Consider the following 17,310-nt stretch of genomic DNA (forward strand, 5'->3'; position numbering starts at 1 on the left):
CTAATGAGGTCACGGCGCATCAGCGTGTGAAGATCAGCGCTGCCGAAAATCACCTTCGGGAGAGCCCTAAGCTGCACCCACCTTTACGAAGCGGTCCTTGCCCTTTTGCAAGACCACGGGCTCGGCGAGGCCGACCTTGGCCTGAAAATCCTCGACGACCTCGCCGTTCAGCTTGAGCCCCCGGTTCTGGATGAGGCGCCGGGCCTCGCCGCTCGAGGCGCTCAGGCCTGCCAAGGTGACAAGTTTGCAGATCCAGATCTCGCCATCGGTAAGCTCGCTCCTGTCGATGACGAGCTCGGGCACGTCGTCGGGAATGCCGCCCCTGGCGACGTAGTCGTAGCGCGCCTCGGCGTGACCGACGGGTGCCTCGCCGTGGTAGAGGCGCACGAGCTCGCGGGCGAAGACCCGGTGGGCGCTCTTGATGTCCCGGCCTAGCAGGCGCTTCATCTCGGCGAGGTCGAGACCGGTGGCGAGTTCGGTGTAGCGCAGCAGCAGGGCGTCGGGCACCTGCATCGCCTTCTTGAACATGCGCTCGGGCGGCTCGCCGATGCCGATGTAGTTGCCCAGCGACTTGGACATCTTTTCCGAACCGTCCAAGCCCTCCAAGAGCGGCATGACCAGGGCGACTTGCGGCTCCTGGCCGTACTCGCGCTGGATGTCGCGGCCGACGAGCAGGTTGAAGAGTTGATCGGTGCCACCGAGTTCAACATCTGCACGGATAGCGACCGAGTCGTAGGCCTGCGAGAGCGGGTAGAGCAGCTCGTGCACACCTATCGGCTCGCCCGCCCGGTAGCGCTTGGTGAAGTCGTCGCGCTCGAGCATTCTGGCGACCGTGTAGCTCGAGGCCAGCTTGATCACCTCGGCGAAGCCCATGGGCTCCAACCACTCCGAGTTGTAGCGGATCTCGAGCCTGCCGGGGTCGGGGTCTAGAATCTTGGTCACCTGAGCAACGTAGGTCTCGCCGTTCCTGCGGGTCTCCTCGAGGCTTAAGACCGGGCGGGTCTTGGAGCGGCCGGTGGGGTCGCCGATCATGGCGGTGAAGTCACCGATGATCAGAACCACCTTGTGGCCCAGATCCTGGAACTGGCGCATCTTTCTGAGCACGATGGCATGGCCGATATGGAGGTCGGTGCTGGACGGGTCCGCGCCCAGCTTGACCCTGAGCGGCACGCCCGTCTCCCGGGCCCGCTCGAGCTTGCTGGCGAGCGCCTCTTCGGGCACGATCCGCACGGCGCCGCGCTTGATAGCGGCAAGCGCTTCTGCTGGGGACATAGACTCCCTCCAAACAATGAAATTGAACGTTGAAAATTTCAAATTGAAAATAGAAGACCTTTTAATTTTCAATATTGAATCTTCAATCGCCCCTCAGATTACCTGCCAAGCTCGAGCCTAAGCAACTCCGCTTTGCAGTAGCATGGGTGGCCATGAGGCTCGGCATCATGCATATCACGCAGCGCATGAAGCGCTGCGGCAGGCTCTGGCGCGAGCGGGCCCGACGGCAGCGTGACTGAAAAGCCTGCCCGCATGAGCACCTGTTAGAGTAAGCCCAGTGCTTGACGACTACCCCGAACTAGGAGGCCTTATGCAAACCCCCCACGCCGAAGCCTGCGCCTTTGTCATCCTGGGCGTCACCGGCGACCTCGCCGCCAGGAAGCTCATGCCCGCCCTCTATGAACTCCACCTCATGGGCGCGCTCCACCCAGACACGCGCCTCGTCGGCATGGCGCGGGGCGAGCTCAGCGACGAGACCTTTCGCGAGAGGATGAAGGAGGCGCTCAAGGAGCACAGCCCCAAGACCTTCGACGAAGCGCGCTGGCGCGAGCTCGAGGGGCGCCTCTCCTACCTCGTCGGAGGCTACGACGACATCGGCGCCTACAAGCGCCTGGCGGCGAAGCTCGCCGATGTCGATGAGGGCAAGGGGCTGGGCCCGGCGGGCAACCGCGTCTTTTACCTGTCGGTGCCGCCGAGCGTCTTTGCGAGCGTGATTCGCGGCCTGCACGCCGTGGGGCTGAGCAGGGAGGACAGGGGCTGGGCCCGCTTGGTGGTCGAAAAGCCCTTCGGCCACGACCTCGCTTCGGCCAGAGGGCTGAACACGGTCTTGGAGCGCGCCTTCAAGGAAGAGCAGATCTACCGCATCGACCACTACCTGGGCAAGGAGACGGCGCAGAACATCGCCGCCTTGCGCTTTGCCAACGCGCTGTTCGAGCCCAACTGGAACAACCAGTACCTAGACCACGTGCAGATCACCGTGGCCGAGGCTATGGGCGTGGCGGGCCGGGGCTCCTTTTACGAGGAGGCCGGGGTCTTGCGCGACATCATCCAGAACCACGTCCTGCAACTCGTGGCCCTGACCGCCACCGAGGCGCCGGCGAGCTACGACGCCCGGAGCGTGCGCGACGAGAAGGTGAAGGTCCTGCGGGCCATGCGCTGCGTCCGGCCGCAGGACGCCGTCAAGGGGCGGTACCTGGGCGCCAACGGCATGAAGGGCTACCTCGAGGAGGAGGGCGTAGCCGAGGGCTCGAGACAGGGCAGCTACCTGGCCGCCACCTTCCACATCGACAACTGGCGCTGGGCCGGGGTACCCTTCTACGTCAGGTCGGGCAAGCGCATGGCGGCCAAGGCCAGCGAGATCGTCTTGCGCTTCAAGACCCCGCCGCATATCCCCTTCAAGCTGGCCGAGCCCCCGGCACCCGACGCCCTCATCTTGCGCCTGCATCCGGGCGAGGGCATCAGCCTGCGCTTCAACGCCAAGGTGCCCGGCGGCAGCCTCAAGCTCCAGCAGACCAGCATGGACTTCACCTACGACCGCGGCTTCAAAGGGGACAATCCCGACGCTTACGAGACGCTCCTCTTGGACGTCATGCGCGGCGACGCCACGCTGTTCATGCGTGCCGACGAGATAGAGGCCCAGTGGCAGGTGGTCGCGCCTCTCATCGCCGCGTGGGACGAGATGGAACCCGTGCCCTACCCGGCGGGGAGCTGGGGGCCGGTGGAGGCCGAGGCGCTGCTCGAGGCCTCGGGACGGCGCTGGCAGGTGCCGGGGGACGGCGGTTCAACCTGAACTGCCGTATCATGCAAAAGAGATGAGGCTTCCCCCCGCATTGGTCCGCGACTTCTGCCAGCATCACCATATCCACAAGCTGTCGCTCTTCGGCTCAGTGGTCCGCGGCGAGGCCGGTCCCGACAGTGACATCGACGTCTTGGTCGAATTTGAACGGGGTCACGTGCCGGGCTTGCTGCGCCTGGCAGGTATAGAGCGGGAACTGTCGGACTTGCTTGGGGCCAAGGTCGATATGCGGACGCCAGAGGATCTGAGCCGTCATTTTCGCCATGAGGTAATGGCAATGGCGGAAGTCCAGTATGCAAAGACCTGATCGCGTTCGGCTTCAGCACATGCTCGAGGCAGCCCACGAAGCTCTGCTGTTCGCAGACGGCAAGCACCGGGAGCATCTCGACACTGATCGAATGCTGGTCCTGTCGCTGGTCAAGCTGATCGAGATTATCGGTGAGGCAGCGACCGGCCTTTCAAACGAGTACAGACAGGCACACCCGCATATTCCTTGGCGTGACCTCGTCGCTATGAGAAACCGCTTGATTCACGCTTATTTTGACGTCAACCTGGATATCGTCTGGCGTACCGTCACAGAAGAACTGCCCAGGCTCTGCAAAGATCTCGAGGAGGCCCTCGTTGTTGGAGAGTGAATTAGCACGACTGACGATTGTATCAGCTGAAGAGTCTGACCTGCCACCGCTGGCCCGGATGAACAAACGGCTTATCCAAGACGAAGGCAGCCGCAATCCTATGAGCATTGGCGAGCTCGAGGCGCGCATGTGGGGCTGGTTACGCGGCGACTGGGCCATCACCCTCTTCATGGAGGACAGCAGGATCGTCGGCTACGCCGTCCATCAAGAGCGCCAGGACGACTATGACGCGAGCCGAACGCTCATCTACCTGCGTCAGTTCTATGTCGAGCCGGATCGGCGCGGCCGGGGACTCGGCCGCGCGGCCTTCGAGCACCTGAGGCGAACGCACTTTCCTGACGGTGCTGAAGTCGTCCTCGAAGTTCTCGCCTCCAATCCTGAGGGACAACGCTTTTGGTCGTCACTTGGCTTTGAGGCTTATGCCCTGAGCATGAGACGCAAGTGACCCTAGCCCTTTACACGCTTCAACTCCGCGACAGTCTCGGCCATTAGCCGTGAAGCACGCGGAAGCTTCGCGGCTATATCAGTTGTGGTGTTCACAGCATACAAAGCCGTTAGGGTGGCAACAACATCAGAGGGAAGGTCTTGGCTAATGTCCTTGAGGTAGAAGTCTCGCTTGGTAGGTTCGTACTTGATCCGCAAGACCTCGACGAGGGGTTGCAAGACATGGCTGTGATAGTTGCGGAGCGCCTCTAAAAACCGATTGCGCGCCAGTTCTTTCTTTACCCACACTTGGAAGAGGCTACACTCGCGCTCGAGCCGCTCAATTCTCTCCTGAAGCTCTTCCTCGAACTGCGCCTTATCTAACGGCTTAAATTTGATAGCGTCAGCCTTGTTGAAAAGAACCTTGATCGCTTCGCCTTTATTTTCCCTGGTAAAGGCGAGGTCCCGACTATGACTTTGAATGTTGAGGTCGAGAACAAGAAACTCAGGCGTTCCCTGGAGCCGAAAAAAAGCCTGCCGGATTTGGAGGTGAGGATGCTCGGCTTCGTACTCAAACTCAAGAGGTGCCAACGAGCCCAACGTCCACTTCACCCCCTTCAGGACATCCCCTTCATGACCGTCCTGAACATCGAGCCACATGTCGATGTCCGAGTACGCATCTACCCGCTCCTGAGCGTCCGCACCTTCCAGCCAGCAGGCAAACACGAATGGATGCCTGAAGAGCGCTTCGCTTACAGCGCCAACGATGTCTTCCCTGCTTGGGAACATAGCCAAGAGTATAGCAACCGCTTGGCAAAAATTCCGAAACGGGTCGTGAGAATAGCAAGCTGCCGTAAAGGCTATGCGTGGTCTTGTAATAAGATGCATATTCGCGTCCCTGACATGCCCTTGTGCTAAGCTCGAGCTATGAAAAAGATCACCATCCTGGGCGTTCCGATGGACCTCGGCGCGGGCAGGCGCGGGGTGGACATGGGGCCGAGCGCCATCCGGCTGGCCAGGCTCGAGGCTAGCCTGCGGAAGTTGGGGCACCAGGTCCAAGACCTCGGCAACGTCGAGGCGCCCGTGCCCGAGGCACTGAGTGACAAGAACGGCCTTCACTTTTTGGGCGCCATCGCCGACGCCTGCGCGCAGACGCGGAGGCGGCTTCGGGAACTCGCCGCGGACTCCTTCCCCATCGTCCTGGGCGGCGATCACTCGATCTCGATGGGTACCGTGGCCGGGGTCGCCGGGGCAGGCCGCACCGGCCTGTTGTGGATCGACGCGCACACCGACGTCAACGTGCCAAGCACCAGCCCGAGCGGCAACGTCCACGGCATGCCGCTCGCCCACCTGCTCGGCGAGGGCGACGCGCGGCTCCTGGCCATCTGGGGCGGCGGGGCCGTGCTGAGGCCCGAGGATGTGGTCTTTATCGGCGTCCGCAGCGTGGACGAGGGCGAGCGCGACTTTATCCGGCAGCGCGGCATCAAGGCCTTTACCATGAAGACCATCGACCACCAGGGCGTCGCCGCGGTGGCCGCGGAGGCGCTCGAGCACCTGGGGCACTTGGAACGCCTGCACGTCTCCTTCGACGCCGACGTGCTCGACCCCGCGGTCGCGCCGGGCGTGGGCACGCCGGTCCCGGGCGGGCTCTCCTACCGCGAGGCGCACCTGTTGATGGAGCTCTTGGCCGACGCGGGCGGCGTCACCAGCCTCGACCTGGTCGAGGTCAATCCCATTTTGGACGTGCAGAACAAGACCGCGCGGATCATAGTCGAGATGGCCTCGAGCCTGCTGGGCAAGACGATTCTCTAGCCGGAGCTAAGGCCGGCAGCGGCGGCTGGCCTCGAGGAGGCGCGGCAGAAAGGCCTCGACGGCGGCCTCGCCCGCTGCGATCGCCGCTTCGGCCCGGTGGAAGGTGAGCCAGCCGATGGACGGCGTCACCTGGACGTGCAAGGCGTCCTCGGCTCGCCCCTGCGGTTCCCAGGAGGCGACGACGTAGCCGAGACTGCGCCCGAGCACCCGCACGGGGTGCTCGCCGGCTTGCGCGCAGAGGTGGCGCCGCAGACTCCGGCCCCAGGGCGTAGCCAGGACGCGGCGGGTGAGGCGGATGGGCGCCGAGTGGTCGCCCTCGAGCCCGGTGCCGATGCCGATGGCCAGATCGACCCCTTCGCCGCCCAAGGTCTCGAGCGGCACCGGCGAGCCGAGGCCGCCGTCCATGAGGCGGCGGCCGTCCACCTGGACGGGGCTCAGCAGGCCGGGCAGGGCCACGGTCGCACGCAGGGCCCGGGCGACGGACCCCGAGCGCAGGAGCACCCGCTCGCCGCTGGCGGCGTCGGTCGTCACCACCACGAGTTCGCATCTCAGGTCGGCAAAGGTCCGGCCGTCCAGCAGCGCGTCGAAGTAAACCTCGAGCCTGTCGCCCTTTAGCAGCGCCGCCTGGCGAAAGCCCGCGTCCCACACCGCTGAGAGGAGCTCGCGCCGGCGCACGCCGTTGGCGAGATCGGCGAGTGCGTCAGGGCTGCGGCCCGCGGCGTAGAGCGCGCCGATGACGGCGCCAAAGGAGGTACCGGCGATGACCTGCGGCGCCAAGCCGTGGCGCTCGAGGCTCTTAAGCGCGCCGATGTGAGCGTAACCTCGGGCGCTGCCACCGCCCAGGGCCACGCCGATGCGCAAGGGACGCGAACCGCGGGTCATGCCTTCAGTCTACGCGGGCACCTATGAGAACGCAGCCAGGTAGAATCGGGCCTGTGAACACGTTCGCCCTCACCGATCTCACCGTCCTCGTCATCCACTACCGCACGCCGCTGCTCCTTCGCGCCTGCTTGCGCCGGCTGCGCCGGCACGCCGCCGGCGCCCACCTGGTGGTGGTCGAGAGCGGCGACGCCGAGGAGACCAGCGAGCTGCTCAGGGCCTTTCCCGGGGTCGCGCTGCTGAGGGTCGCCAACCACAGCCTCGCTCACGCCGTCAACGAAGGCCTCAAGCGCTGCGAGACCAGGGTCGCCGCCCACATCAACGCCGACGTGCTCGTCGGCGAGGAGACCTTTGGGCGGCTCCTGGGGGTCCTCGGCACGGCGCGCACGGGCATGGTCGGGCCGCTGCCGCTCACCCCGCGGGGCAGCGTCCAGGACCAGGGCCTCCCCTACCGCCTGCACACCTGGCGGCTGGCGCGGCGGCCGCTGGGCGCCGCGCTGGGCGTCTCCTGGCTGGCGGGCTGCTTGCAGGTCGTTCGGATGGAGGCCGTGCTGGCGGTCGGCGGCATGGACCCCAGCCTGCGCTTCTACAACGAGGACATCGACTGGTCCTGGCGTTTGCGCCGGGCGGGCTGGCACTGCCGGCTCGTGAACAGCCCGGTCCTTCACCTGGGCGGCAGCGCCACGCCGGCCCGGCCCGACTTTCTGCTCGAGGGCTACCGCGGCGGCTACAAGCTGTCGCAGCGCTACCGGGGACGGGGCTACCGCTGGCTGCACCGCCGGGCCGTCCTGGCTCAGTCCTTCTGGGAAGCACGCTGCGGCAAGGACCCGCTCAGGCGAGAGGCCTTTGCGCGGATCGCCCGGATGTTCCGCCAGGGGCGCTTCGACATAAGCCCCTTCGGCGACAGCCTCGAGACCTCCGATCCGGCCTTTCTAGGCGGACCCTAGCGCCTGCTCGAGCATAGCCACTACCGCGGGCTCTCTCGAGCAGCGCCGTCAGGCCCACGCCCTAAGGGGGCGCCAGCGGCACCGAGAAGCCGAACTCGTTGCCCGCCGCCAGCGCCCGGCCCCAGGCTCGGCCGCCCCAGCGCTGGGCGATGCTGCGCACGATGTAGAGGCCCAAGCCGGTGCCCTTGGCCTTGGCATTGACAGTTGGGCCGCGGCTGTGGGGCTCGAAGAGCGAGGCGATGCTTTCAGGCGGCAGGGGCCGGCCCTCGTCGCGCACCGTCACCTCGGCGAAGCCGCCCTTGGCCGCGCCGTCCAGAGAGACCCTGCGCCCATCGGGACCGTGGATGGCGGCGTTCTCGAGCAGGTTGATGAGGATCTGCAGGAGCTTGTCGCTGTCGGCCAGCACCGTCAGCTCGGGCAGAGCGGCCGTGGCGAGGACGCGGTGCTCGGCGAAGGTGTCCTGCAGGAGCATGACGGCCCGGTCGCCCACCTCGCGCAGGGCGATGCGGCGCAGTCGGGGCGGCTTCACGTCCACGGTGAGGTCCGCGAGGAGCCGCACCAGCCGCTCGGTCTCGGCCTTGGCACGGCCCAAAAAGTGCTCGCGCTGCGCGGGCGGCAGCTCGTAGGCGAGCGCCTCCAGGGCCGAGCGGATGGTCGTCACCGGCGTGCGCAGTTCGTGCGAGAGGACGGCTAGCAGCTCGCGGGCCTCCTCCTGGGCACGGCGCAGCTCGCTCACGTCCTGGAGCGCGAGCCCCGCCGGGATGGGCCGGACCAGCAGCCTGCGGCCGCGCGTCTCGAGCTCGGCGGCCACGCCCTCTAAGTAGGCGCGCTCGAGCCGGTGGTCGCGCAAGACGGCGATGAGGGGAAGGTTTCTGGCCCCTTCGGGCGCGACCTCGAGGAGGCGCCCGGCCTCGCGGTTGATAAAGCCTACCCGGCCGCCGCGGATGATTACCACGCCCTCGCTCAGGGTGTCGAGAAGCGCGACATCAGGGTCGGTCATGCCTCGATTGTACGGCTCCAGGCTGTGCGGGCCCAGACTGTCCAGACTGTATTGTCCCAGACTGTACGGCTCCAGACTGTGCGGGCCCAGATGGTATGGCCGCCGTTACGGCTAACCCTCACGCGCGGGCGGAATCCGGTAGCCCCGGCCCCTGACCGTCTCGATGCGGCTCCCGCCGAGCAGCGCCCGGAGCTGCGCCACGTGCTGGTCCACGGTGCGCTCGGTGCCCAGGAAGTCCTCACCCCAGACGCGGTCCAAGAGCTCGCTGCGGCTGAAGACCCGGCCCGGGTGCGCCGCCAAATAGGCGATCAGCTCGAACTCGCGCCGGGTGAGCTGCAGGCGCCGGCCGGCCAGGGTGACCAGCCCCTGGGCCACGTCGATCCTGAGGTCGCCGAGCTCGAGTTGCGTGTCCGCGCCCGCGCGGCGCAGGAGCGCGCGCAGCCGGGCGACGAGCTCGGCGGCGCTGAAGGGCTTGACGAGATAGTCGTCGGCACCGCTTTCCAGGCCCTGCACCTTGTCCATCTCGGTGGCGCGCGCCGTCAGCATGAGCACCGGCAGCTTGTGGTAGCGCCCTTCGCGGCGCAGCCGCCTGAGCCAGTCCACGCCCGGCTCGTCAGGGAGCATCCAGTCGAGGACCACCGCGTCGGCCTCGGGCAGCAGCGTCCAGCCCTCGGCGGCCCGCTCGGCCTCGAGGACGCGAAAACCCGCCCGCCCCAGGTGAAAGGCGATGAGCTCGCGCACCACCCCCTCGTCCTCCACGACCAGAACGCGACTCACGGCTCAGTCTCCCAAAGCGCCATAAAGACGATTCTAGCGTCCCCTCTGTCATGGCAAGGTCAGCCAAAGGCAGGGCTGGCTTCTGAGGATTAGGGTCTTGACTTTCCCCAACCCCTAACCCCCGCCTCCTGACGCGCCCCTGACACGCCCGCTCCATACTGGCGAGACTATGCTACTGTCAGAGCCGATGAACGCCCTCGAGCAGAAGCTTCAGGAGCTGAGCGGCGCGGTGGTGCGCATGCTCAGCTTCGTCCGCGAGAGCACCTACCTCGCCCGGCGGGCCCTCCTGGACGGCGACGCCGAGGCGGCCCTGCGCTGCGCCGAAAACGACCGGCGCATCGACGCCCTGCAAGCGCAGCTCGAGCAGACCATCCTCACCATCATCGCCCGCCGCCAGCCCGCCGCCGGCGATCTGCGCTTTTTGGGCGCCATGTACCGCGCCCTGGCCGACATCGAGCGCGCCGGCGACTACGCCGAGCACGTCGCCCGCACCGGCGCTGAGCTCGCCTTTGAGACCCCGCTCAAAAAGTACCTGGACCTGGCGCGCATCTTCGACATCCTGACCGGCATGATCGAGGCGACCATCAAGGCCCTGGCCGAGTCGAGCGCCGAGGACGCCCGCGCCGCGCTTGCCATGGACGACGAGATCGACGAGCTCTACGAGCAGGTGCAGCGCGAACTCCTCACCTACATGATGGAGGACCCGCAGACCATCGGCAAGGCGACCAAGCTCCTAAACGTCGGCCGCTACTTAGAGCGCTTGGGCGACCACCTCGAGAATGTCAACGAGCACATCATCTTTTGGTTGACGGGGGAGCGGCTCTAGGGCAGGGCCGAGGGCTGAGCCTAGAGAACTGGGTTTAAGGACTGGATTTAAGGATTGGCTTAAAGGCCAAACTTCGCCCCAGGTCTGGCAAACTGTCCAGCTCCGATTATGCGAGATTTTATGCGAGATTTTTCTCGGCTCCCGGTCCTCAGCCTCCGGTCCTCCGCCGGTGCTAGGCTTGGCTTGTGTACGGCCCGCGCTATGACGAGCTCGAGGATGGTAGCGGCTTCGAAGAGGCCTTGGCAGAAGAGGCCTTGGCAGAGCGGGACAAGTCGCCCCGCTACCGGCGCGCGCTGCTCCTCGCCCTGCTGCTCTGCTGCTTGCTCCTCTTGGGCATGGGCATGGACGGCGCCGCGCGCGAGGCGGGCACGTCGCTGCGCGGCGCCGTGGGGACGACGCTGCAGAGCTACCGCCGAGACTTCGTCAACTGGCGGCTCGGCCCGGTCCGGGTGGGCCTGCAGATCGGCCATCTGCGCGCGAGCGAGCAGCCCGACGAGCTCGCCGCCCTCAGGCTGAACACCGGCGCCTACGCGGGCGGGGTCAGCGAGGTGGGCGTCAACCTGGCCGTGGCCGAGAGGCTCAAGGCCAAGCTCGAGGCGCGCGGGCTAGCGGTGGACCTCTTGCCGGCCACGGTGCCGCCCGGCTACCGCGCCGACCTCTTCGTCGCGCTGCACGCCGACAGCGCCTACGACCCGGCGCGGCGCGGCTACAAGTCGGCCCACTTCGTGCCCGCGCGCAACCCGCTCGAGCCCGTCCTCAAGGGCTTTATCGACGCGGCCTACCACGGCCGCCTCGGCTTTCCCGACGACCACCACAACGTCACCCGCAACATGCTGCACTATTACGCCCTCAACCATCGCCGCTACCGCCACAGCGTCAGCCCGCGCACGCCCGGCGTCATCGTCGAACTCGGCTACCTCAGCCATCCCGGCGAACGCCAGGTGCTCTTGGCGGCCACGCGCCCGGCCGAGGCGCTGGCAGTAGGCATTCTCGGCTACCTCGAGAGCCAGGGCCGGCTGCGGAGCGACTAGTGCGGACGCTCAGGACCTTCATCGCCGCCGAGTTGCCGGTCGAAATAGAGGCTCGCCTCACCTTATGGGCGGAATTTGCCGGGCGACGAACCTGCTATGCTCTGGGCATGAAAGACATCACCCGCGTGCTCCATCCAGGCCACCCCGTCTGGCCCGGCGATACCACCTTTGCCCTCGAGCAGTCCGCTACCCTGGGCGAGGGCTCGAGCGTCAACATCATGAAGCTGACGTCCACCACCCACCTGGGCACGCACGTAGACGCGCCCTTTCACTACCTCGCGGACGGCCCCAGGTTGGCGGCGGTGCCGCTGGAACTCCTCGTCGGCGAGGCCGAGGTCATCGACGCTCGCGGCTATCACCCCGTCAGCCCTGACGTCCTGGCGGGTCACGGTGCGCTGCCCGAGCGGGTGCTCTTCTATACGGGCCAGCCGGAGCGCTGGGAAGCGTTTCCCGAAGACTTCGCCCCGCTCAGCCCCGAACTCGTCGACGCGCTGGCGGCGCGCGGCGTGCGGCTGGTGGGCACCGACGCGCCCAGCATGGACGCCTTTGCTTCCAAGGAGCTGCCGGTCCACGCGGCCTTTGCCAGGCACGACATGATAATCATCGAGGGTCTCAATCTGGCCCACGTGGCGTTGGGCCGCTTTGAGCTCATCTGCCTGCCGCTCAGCCTGCCTCACGCCGACGCCTCCCCCGTTCGGGCGGTCTTGCGGTGAAGCGCGACGCCTTTGCCATGCCCAAGGGCATCTACTTAGACGGCAACTCGCTCGGCCCCATGCCGCACCTGGCGCGCGCGGCCGTCGAGCGCCGCCTCAGGCAGTGGGCGCAGGAGGGCGTGAACGCCTGGGAGGACTGGTTCGACCTGGCTGAACGCCTCTCCCCCGCGCTGGCGAGGCTGGTCGGCGCCAGCGCGAGCGAGGTCGTCGCCACCGGGAGCATCACCGCCAACCTGCACGCGCTGCTGGCTACCTTCTACCGGCCAGACGGTGAACGGCGCAACCTGCTCGCCACCGAGCTCGACTTTCCCAGCGATCTCTACGCGCTTCGGGCCTGGGCCGAGCGGCTGGGCGGCGAGCTCAGGTTGGTGCCGTCGCGTGACGGGCACAGCCTCGAGACCCGAGACATCCTCGCCAACCTGACGCCCGACATTGCCCTGGCCTGGCTGCCGACGGTCCTCTACCGCAGCGGCCAGCGCCTGGACGTGCGCGCCATCACCGCCGCGGCGGGGGCGCGGGGGATTCTCAGCGGCTGGGACGCCGCCCACTCGGTCGGCGCCATGCCCCACCGTTTTCACGACGACGGCGTGGACTTCGCGGTGTGGTGCCATTACAAGTACGTCAATGCCGGCCCCGGCGCGCCCGCCGGGCTCTTCGTCCACGACAAGCACACGGGCGTCCGCCCCGGCCTGCCCGGCTGGTGGGGACACGACAAGGCGAGCCAGTTCGAGATGAGCTCCGACTTTCGCCCTGCCGAGGGCGCGGGCGCTTTTCAGATCGGCACCCCCAGCATCCTGGCGACGGCGGCCTTGGAGGGCGCGCTCGAGGTCTTCGAGAACTGCAGCCTGGAGGCTATCCGCGCTCGCTCGCTCGAGCTCACCGACGTACTCATCGCGCTCGTAGACGAGCAACTGCCAGAAGTCAGCGTCCGCACGCCGCGCCAGCACGAGGCGCGCGGCGGACACGTAGCGCTCGAGTGCAGGAGCGCGCGGCGCATCAGCCTGGCCCTGCGCGAGCGCAACATCACCGCCGACTTCCGGCCACCCAACCTCTTGCGCCTGACCCCCGTCGCCCTCTACAACACCGAGGCCGAGCTCGAGGAGGCCGTCACCGTCCTGCGCGAGCTGCTCACCGCGAGCGCGCGCCGCGAGGCGACGAACAGCCCCGGCAAGGACGCGCCGCCCAGGGTCACGTAAGGGTCACTTGAGGGCTGAGCCTCAATGTTGTCCGTCCTCCCGCCTTAGAGTGAGGCGTGGACGAGGCGGAGCTTTACGGTATTGTCGGTACAGGCCTGCTGGTCCCTCAGACCCGCAAAGGCGAGCTCGTCTTGCGCGGTGACTGGCAGGCTGGCGGCCCGGTCGTGGCGCGTGACCTGCAGCGCCTGCGCGACGCCTTTTACGGCGGCAGGGCCATCCCCTTCTCGGGTCTTGTCCAGGACGGCGACGGCGGCAAGCAGGCGGTCGCCCTCGAGGTCTGTATCCTGGCGCTCGACTTAGGCGAGCCGCTCAGCGCCAGTCTCGAGTCCGCCAAAGCCACGCCCGCGCCTTGATCGCGCCTGATCTTGGACCCTGCTTGACCTTAGAGCTTCTCGTACTGCTCGACCCCCAGGACGAAGACGACCGCGCCGCCGACGGTGACCTCGAGCGGCTGGCCCAGGTAGCCCTCCTGCATGTCGGCCAGGGGCGGGTTGGGCGTCATCGCCTTGACGCGCTCGCGACAGGTCTCGTGGATGATACGCTTGACGCGCTCGACCTCATGGTCCTCGACGCCGACGAGCAAGGTGGTGTTGCCTTCGCGGAGAAAGCCCCCCGTCGAGGCCAGCTTGGTGGCCCCGAAGCCGCTCGAGACGAGCGCCTTTTGCAGGGACTGAGCGTCCGCGTCCTGGATGATCGTGAGCAAGAGTTTCATTTCGCAGTCTAGCATACCGCCCCGCCCTCGAGGGCAACATCCGCCCCTGGGCTGGCCGTGAAGCTAGGGAAACCAGGAGTAGACCCAGTCCTCGTCGAGATAGAAGGACACCTCGACCTCGCCGAACACGGTGATGCTGGTCTGCACCGTATCGCCCGGCCTGACGTCCTGTTCAAAGGCGGTGCGCTGGCCCTCGTCGTCGTCCACGACGATGCGAAAGCGGTAGGTCCGGTTGGTCAGGGTATCCAAGATGGGATAGCTGATGGGGATGACGCGGCCCAACCCCTCGACAGCGGGCTCAGCTGAGGCCGGGGAGGCAGCCGGGAAGGGGACGGTGGTGGTCAGCCGCGACGGGTCAAAGCCGCCCTGCAGGGCGGCTCCGTCCTGCCAGCGCAGGCTGTCCGGCAGGAGCAGGTCGTCGAACGCGGCCTCATCCGCCTCCGACACGCCGCTGCGGTTGACGACCAGGACGACGGGGCTGCCCTGCACCGTCCAGCCCGAGGGACGCACGTCGACGACACCGGCGGGCTGCTCGGGGTCGTTCTCTTCGCTGATCCAGGCCGGCGTCAGGCCGAGCTGGCGCAGGCGCAGTTGGGCGCGCGAGAGGCTCATCCCGGAGAGGTCGGGAATCTCGACCACGCGCTCGTCCGCCAAGTTGTAATAGATGGTGACGGGCTGCGTGTCGAGGACCACCTGGCCCGGCTCCGGCGACTGCGCCCGCACCGCGTCGATCCCCGAGCGGCTTACCGTCGAGACGACCGCCTCGATGTTGTAAAAGCCCGCGCTCTCGAGCTGGCGCCGCGCGTCGGCGACCGACAGGCCGATCACCCGCGGCACCTGGCGCTGGCTCGCCTGAAAGCCGCGGCTCACCGCGACGTCCACGGCCGTCCCGGCCTGCACGCTCGCCCCGGCCGGAGGCTCGTGAGCGACGATCTGACCGATGGGCGCCGTACTGTAGACGTAGCTCGCCTGGCCGAGGCCGAGCCCGGCCGCCTCGAGCGCGCGCGCCGCCCCCTGCTGCGCCGTGCCCACGAGATCGGGCACGGCGAGGTTCTCGCGCGGCAGGTTGACCGCTAGGCTGACCGAGCGCCCCTGCCGGACCAGGCTGCCGGGCTCGGGGTTTTGCGCGATCACGCTGCTGAGCGGCAGGTCGGGCGAATGCTGGATATAAGGACGCGCCTCGAGCCCCGCCTGCTCGAGGCTGAGGGTGGCGGCGTCGATGTTGTGGCCGACGAGGTCGGGCACCCGGATCTCCTCGGTGTTCAAATAGCGCAGGCCGTAAAGGAGCAGGGCCACCGCGGTGACGACCAGAAACAGGAGCGCTAGGACCAGCCGGAGGACGGGCATGCCCGCGCCCGGCGGGCGGCGCTGCCGGACTCTTTGCGGGGCACGAGCGCGCGTTGCCATACAGGCCAGAGTCTAACACGACAGGGCAAGGAAAGGGTCGGGACAGAGCGGCACAAGCCGGCTGCTGATCCTTTCCTTCTGGCTCCTGACCTCCGGCTCCTGTATCCTGAGCTTATGACCTCCCAGCCCGCCAGGGGCCCACTCAAACTGAGGGACTACCTCAACTCCGGACTGCAGGGCTCCGGGGGTGAGCTGAGCGCGCTGGCCAGGCTCGAGGCGGCGGGCCTCTCCGTCGCGCCGACGCGCATCATCAGCGCCGAGGAGGAGGAGCGCTTCTACCGGCTCAACAACCTGCCCCAGCGGCTGAACGCGCTCTTCGCCGGGCTCGACCTGAACGACCCCGACGAGGACGACCTCGAGGACATCGCGCCGGAGGCTCAACGGCTCATCAAGACGCATTACCTGCTCGACGAGTTCATCGACCTCTTCTATCTGGCTCTGGGGGAGCTGCCGGAGCGCCTGCTCCTGCGCCGGCCCGCCGAGGCGGAGGGCCCCCGGGCCGGCCGCGGCCGGCCGGCGCTCATCGCGCTCAAAAACCTGTGGGCTAGCGAGTGGGGCACGGACGCCGTCATGGCGCGGCTCGTGGCGGAGGCTTCGGTCGTGCTCGAGCCGCGCCCCGTGCTCATCCAGCCGGCCGGGAGCCGGGCCGCCCCGGCCGAGCTCGCCGCGCGGGCCGCCGAGATTCTGGAGCGGGAGGTCAGGCTCTTGCGGCACCCTGGGCTCGGCATCACCCACGCGCTCCCCGGCTGATGGAACCGCGCTAGTGGACTCGCACGTCCACACCCCGCTCTGCCGCCACGCCTCGGGCAGTCCCCGCGCCTACCTCGAGCAGGCCCTGAGGCTCGGCCACCGGAGCCTCTGCTTTACCGACCACATGCCCATGCCGCCCTGGTACGACGCGCCCTGGCGCATGAGCGAGGACGAGTTGGACCTCTATATCGACCTTCTCGAGGCGCTCAGGCGCGACTACGCAGGTCGCCTCGAGATCCGCATCGGCCTCGAGGCCGATTACCATCCCGGCACCGAAGGCTTCGTCGAGCGCGTCTTGGGGCTCTACCCCTGGGACTACATAATCGGCAGCGTCCACTACCTGGGCGCCTGGGGCCTGGACAACCCGGCCTATGCCGCCGAGTATGAAGCGCGCGAACTGGCGGGCATCTACCGCGACTACTTCACGCTCTGCGCCCAGGCCGCCGAGACCGGGCTCTTTCACAGCGTCGGCCATCTGGACCTGCCCAAGAAGTTCGGGCACGTCTTGCCGGATGGCGGCCTCGAGCTGGCCCGGCCCGCCCTGGCGCGCATGGCCGCTTGCGGCGTCGCCCTGGACCTAAACACCGCGGGCTGGCGCAAACCCGTCCAGCAGGCCTACCCGCACCCCAGCCTGCTGGCGGCCGCGCGGGAGCTTGGCCTCGGCGTCGTCTTGGGCAGCGACGCGCACAAGCCCGCGGAGGTCGGCCACCGCTTCGCGGACGCGCTGGCCCTGGCGCAGAGCGCGGGCTACCGCGAGCGGCTCGAGTTTCGTGCCGGTCAGCCGCTCGCCGTCCTGCTCTAAAAGGACGACTGCTCCGTGAGAGCGAGAACGCCCTCAGCGCGTGGCGGTCCAGGGCTCGAGCACCTCCTGGGCCAGCGCCCTTCCTGCCTCGGTGAGATAGAGCATCCCGCCCTGGCCCTCACGCCTGATCAGGCCGCGCTCCAGGCCCCGCCGCAAGGTCGCCTCGGCCTTGGCGGCGTCCCAGCGCAGGTGGCTCTCCAGGGCCGGCTGCGCGTTCTCGCGCGCCTGCGCCCTGTCCCCCTCGTGGTTGTAGAGGTGCACGAGCAGCATCCGCTCGGCGTTGTCGCGTCGCTGTCCGGCGCGCCTCAGCTCCTGGGTGATGAGGCCGTAGCG

The 17,310-nt window shown here is 67.5% G+C and carries 21 protein-coding genes; 13 read left to right on the plus strand and 8 right to left on the minus strand.

The window, feature by feature from the left end; translation table 11 throughout:
* Positions 1-66 precede the first annotated feature (66 nt).
* On the minus strand, positions 67-1,272 hold the full coding sequence (gene tyrS, locus M3498_07840) for a tyrosine--tRNA ligase (protein MDQ3459193.1): 1,206 nt from the start codon (positions 1,270-1,272) through the stop codon (positions 67-69).
* A gap of 310 nt (positions 1,273-1,582) precedes the next feature.
* Between tyrS and zwf the strand changes: the two genes are divergently transcribed.
* The 4 genes from zwf to M3498_07860 are packed head-to-tail and all read left to right on the plus strand — an operon-like array spanning position 1,583 to position 4,147.
* Positions 1,583-3,061, plus strand: coding sequence for a glucose-6-phosphate dehydrogenase (zwf, locus tag M3498_07845; protein MDQ3459194.1), 1,479 nt, complete (start codon positions 1,583-1,585; stop codon positions 3,059-3,061).
* 22 nt (positions 3,062-3,083) lie between these two features.
* Complete coding sequence (locus M3498_07850; GenBank protein MDQ3459195.1) at positions 3,084-3,374, plus strand: nucleotidyltransferase family protein; 291 nt, start codon at positions 3,084-3,086, stop codon at positions 3,372-3,374.
* 19 nt (positions 3,375-3,393) lie between these two features.
* Entirely contained in the window at positions 3,394-3,702 is a 309-nt protein-coding gene (locus M3498_07855) for a DUF86 domain-containing protein (protein ID MDQ3459196.1), read from the plus strand.
* Complete coding sequence (locus M3498_07860) at positions 3,689-4,147, plus strand: GNAT family N-acetyltransferase (GenBank protein MDQ3459197.1); 459 nt, start codon at positions 3,689-3,691, stop codon at positions 4,145-4,147. Before M3498_07855 ends, M3498_07860 begins: the two co-directional genes overlap by 14 nt.
* A 2-nt stretch (positions 4,148-4,149) precedes the next feature.
* Here M3498_07860 and M3498_07865 read toward each other — a convergent pair whose 3' ends face one another.
* The gene (locus M3498_07865; GenBank protein MDQ3459198.1) at positions 4,150-4,914 is read right to left on the minus strand and encodes a hypothetical protein; all 765 of its coding nucleotides are present in this window, start codon (positions 4,912-4,914) and stop codon (positions 4,150-4,152) included.
* Between the two features lie 138 nt (positions 4,915-5,052).
* Here M3498_07865 and rocF point away from each other — a divergent pair, with 138 nt between their 5' ends.
* Positions 5,053-5,937 carry an arginase gene (rocF, locus tag M3498_07870; GenBank protein MDQ3459199.1) on the plus strand — a complete coding sequence of 295 codons (885 nt, stop codon included), beginning with the start codon at positions 5,053-5,055 and terminating at the stop codon, positions 5,935-5,937.
* Between the two features lie 6 nt (positions 5,938-5,943).
* On the opposite strand, the gene M3498_07875 is transcribed toward rocF, so the two are convergent.
* Positions 5,944-6,819 carry a patatin-like phospholipase family protein gene (locus tag M3498_07875; protein MDQ3459200.1) on the minus strand — a complete coding sequence of 292 codons (876 nt, stop codon included), beginning with the start codon at positions 6,817-6,819 and terminating at the stop codon, positions 5,944-5,946.
* Between the two features lie 53 nt (positions 6,820-6,872).
* Here M3498_07875 and M3498_07880 point away from each other — a divergent pair, with 53 nt between their 5' ends.
* Positions 6,873-7,763, plus strand: a complete 891-nt coding sequence (locus M3498_07880; GenBank protein ID MDQ3459201.1) for a glycosyltransferase — start codon at positions 6,873-6,875, stop codon at positions 7,761-7,763.
* 61 nt (positions 7,764-7,824) lie between these two features.
* On the opposite strand, the gene M3498_07885 is transcribed toward M3498_07880, so the two are convergent.
* Together M3498_07885 and M3498_07890 are read right to left on the minus strand one after the other, a co-directional pair.
* The gene (locus tag M3498_07885; protein ID MDQ3459202.1) at positions 7,825-8,763 is read right to left on the minus strand and encodes an ATP-binding protein; all 939 of its coding nucleotides are present in this window, start codon (positions 8,761-8,763) and stop codon (positions 7,825-7,827) included.
* Positions 8,764-8,874: 111 nt separating this feature from the next.
* On the minus strand, positions 8,875-9,540 hold the full coding sequence (locus tag M3498_07890) for a response regulator transcription factor (protein MDQ3459203.1): 666 nt from the start codon (positions 9,538-9,540) through the stop codon (positions 8,875-8,877).
* A gap of 187 nt (positions 9,541-9,727) precedes the next feature.
* Between M3498_07890 and phoU the strand changes: the two genes are divergently transcribed.
* The 5 genes from phoU to M3498_07915 all read left to right on the plus strand — a co-directional run bounded on the left by phoU (position 9,728) and on the right by M3498_07915 (position 13,659).
* Positions 9,728-10,366, plus strand: coding sequence for a phosphate signaling complex protein PhoU (gene phoU / locus M3498_07895; protein ID MDQ3459204.1), 639 nt, complete (start codon positions 9,728-9,730; stop codon positions 10,364-10,366).
* 185 nt (positions 10,367-10,551) lie between these two features.
* On the plus strand, positions 10,552-11,397 hold the full coding sequence (locus M3498_07900; protein MDQ3459205.1) for an N-acetylmuramoyl-L-alanine amidase: 846 nt from the start codon (positions 10,552-10,554) through the stop codon (positions 11,395-11,397).
* 107 nt (positions 11,398-11,504) lie between these two features.
* Positions 11,505-12,110, plus strand: a complete 606-nt coding sequence (locus tag M3498_07905) for a cyclase family protein (protein MDQ3459206.1) — start codon at positions 11,505-11,507, stop codon at positions 12,108-12,110.
* Complete coding sequence (kynU, locus tag M3498_07910; GenBank protein MDQ3459207.1) at positions 12,107-13,306, plus strand: kynureninase; 1,200 nt, start codon at positions 12,107-12,109, stop codon at positions 13,304-13,306. The genes M3498_07905 and kynU overlap by 4 nt, the downstream gene beginning before the upstream one ends.
* Positions 13,307-13,362: 56 nt before the next feature.
* Positions 13,363-13,659, plus strand: coding sequence for a hypothetical protein (locus M3498_07915; protein MDQ3459208.1), 297 nt, complete (start codon positions 13,363-13,365; stop codon positions 13,657-13,659).
* Positions 13,660-13,688: 29 nt separating this feature from the next.
* Here M3498_07915 and M3498_07920 read toward each other — a convergent pair whose 3' ends face one another.
* Complete coding sequence (locus tag M3498_07920) at positions 13,689-14,018, minus strand: cyclic-di-AMP receptor (GenBank protein ID MDQ3459209.1); 330 nt, start codon at positions 14,016-14,018, stop codon at positions 13,689-13,691.
* Between the two features lie 63 nt (positions 14,019-14,081).
* A complete protein-coding gene (locus M3498_07925) occupies positions 14,082-15,425 on the minus strand; it encodes a PASTA domain-containing protein (protein MDQ3459210.1) in 1,344 nt (447 codons plus the stop codon).
* Between the two features lie 114 nt (positions 15,426-15,539).
* On the opposite strand from M3498_07925, the gene M3498_07930 reads away from it, so the two are divergent.
* The gene (locus tag M3498_07930) at positions 15,540-16,175 is read left to right on the plus strand and encodes a hypothetical protein (GenBank protein MDQ3459211.1); all 636 of its coding nucleotides are present in this window, start codon (positions 15,540-15,542) and stop codon (positions 16,173-16,175) included.
* A gap of 13 nt (positions 16,176-16,188) precedes the next feature.
* Positions 16,189-16,977 carry a histidinol-phosphatase HisJ family protein gene (locus tag M3498_07935; GenBank protein MDQ3459212.1) on the plus strand — a complete coding sequence of 263 codons (789 nt, stop codon included), beginning with the start codon at positions 16,189-16,191 and terminating at the stop codon, positions 16,975-16,977.
* Positions 16,978-17,010: 33 nt separating this feature from the next.
* On the opposite strand, the gene M3498_07940 is transcribed toward M3498_07935, so the two are convergent.
* A partial coding sequence (locus tag M3498_07940; GenBank protein ID MDQ3459213.1) for a metal ABC transporter permease occupies positions 17,011-17,310 on the minus strand: 300 nt, incomplete at its 5' end.

It is taken from the genome of Deinococcota bacterium (assembly GCA_030858465.1).
GTDB lineage: Bacteria > Deinococcota > Deinococci > Deinococcales > Trueperaceae > JALZLY01.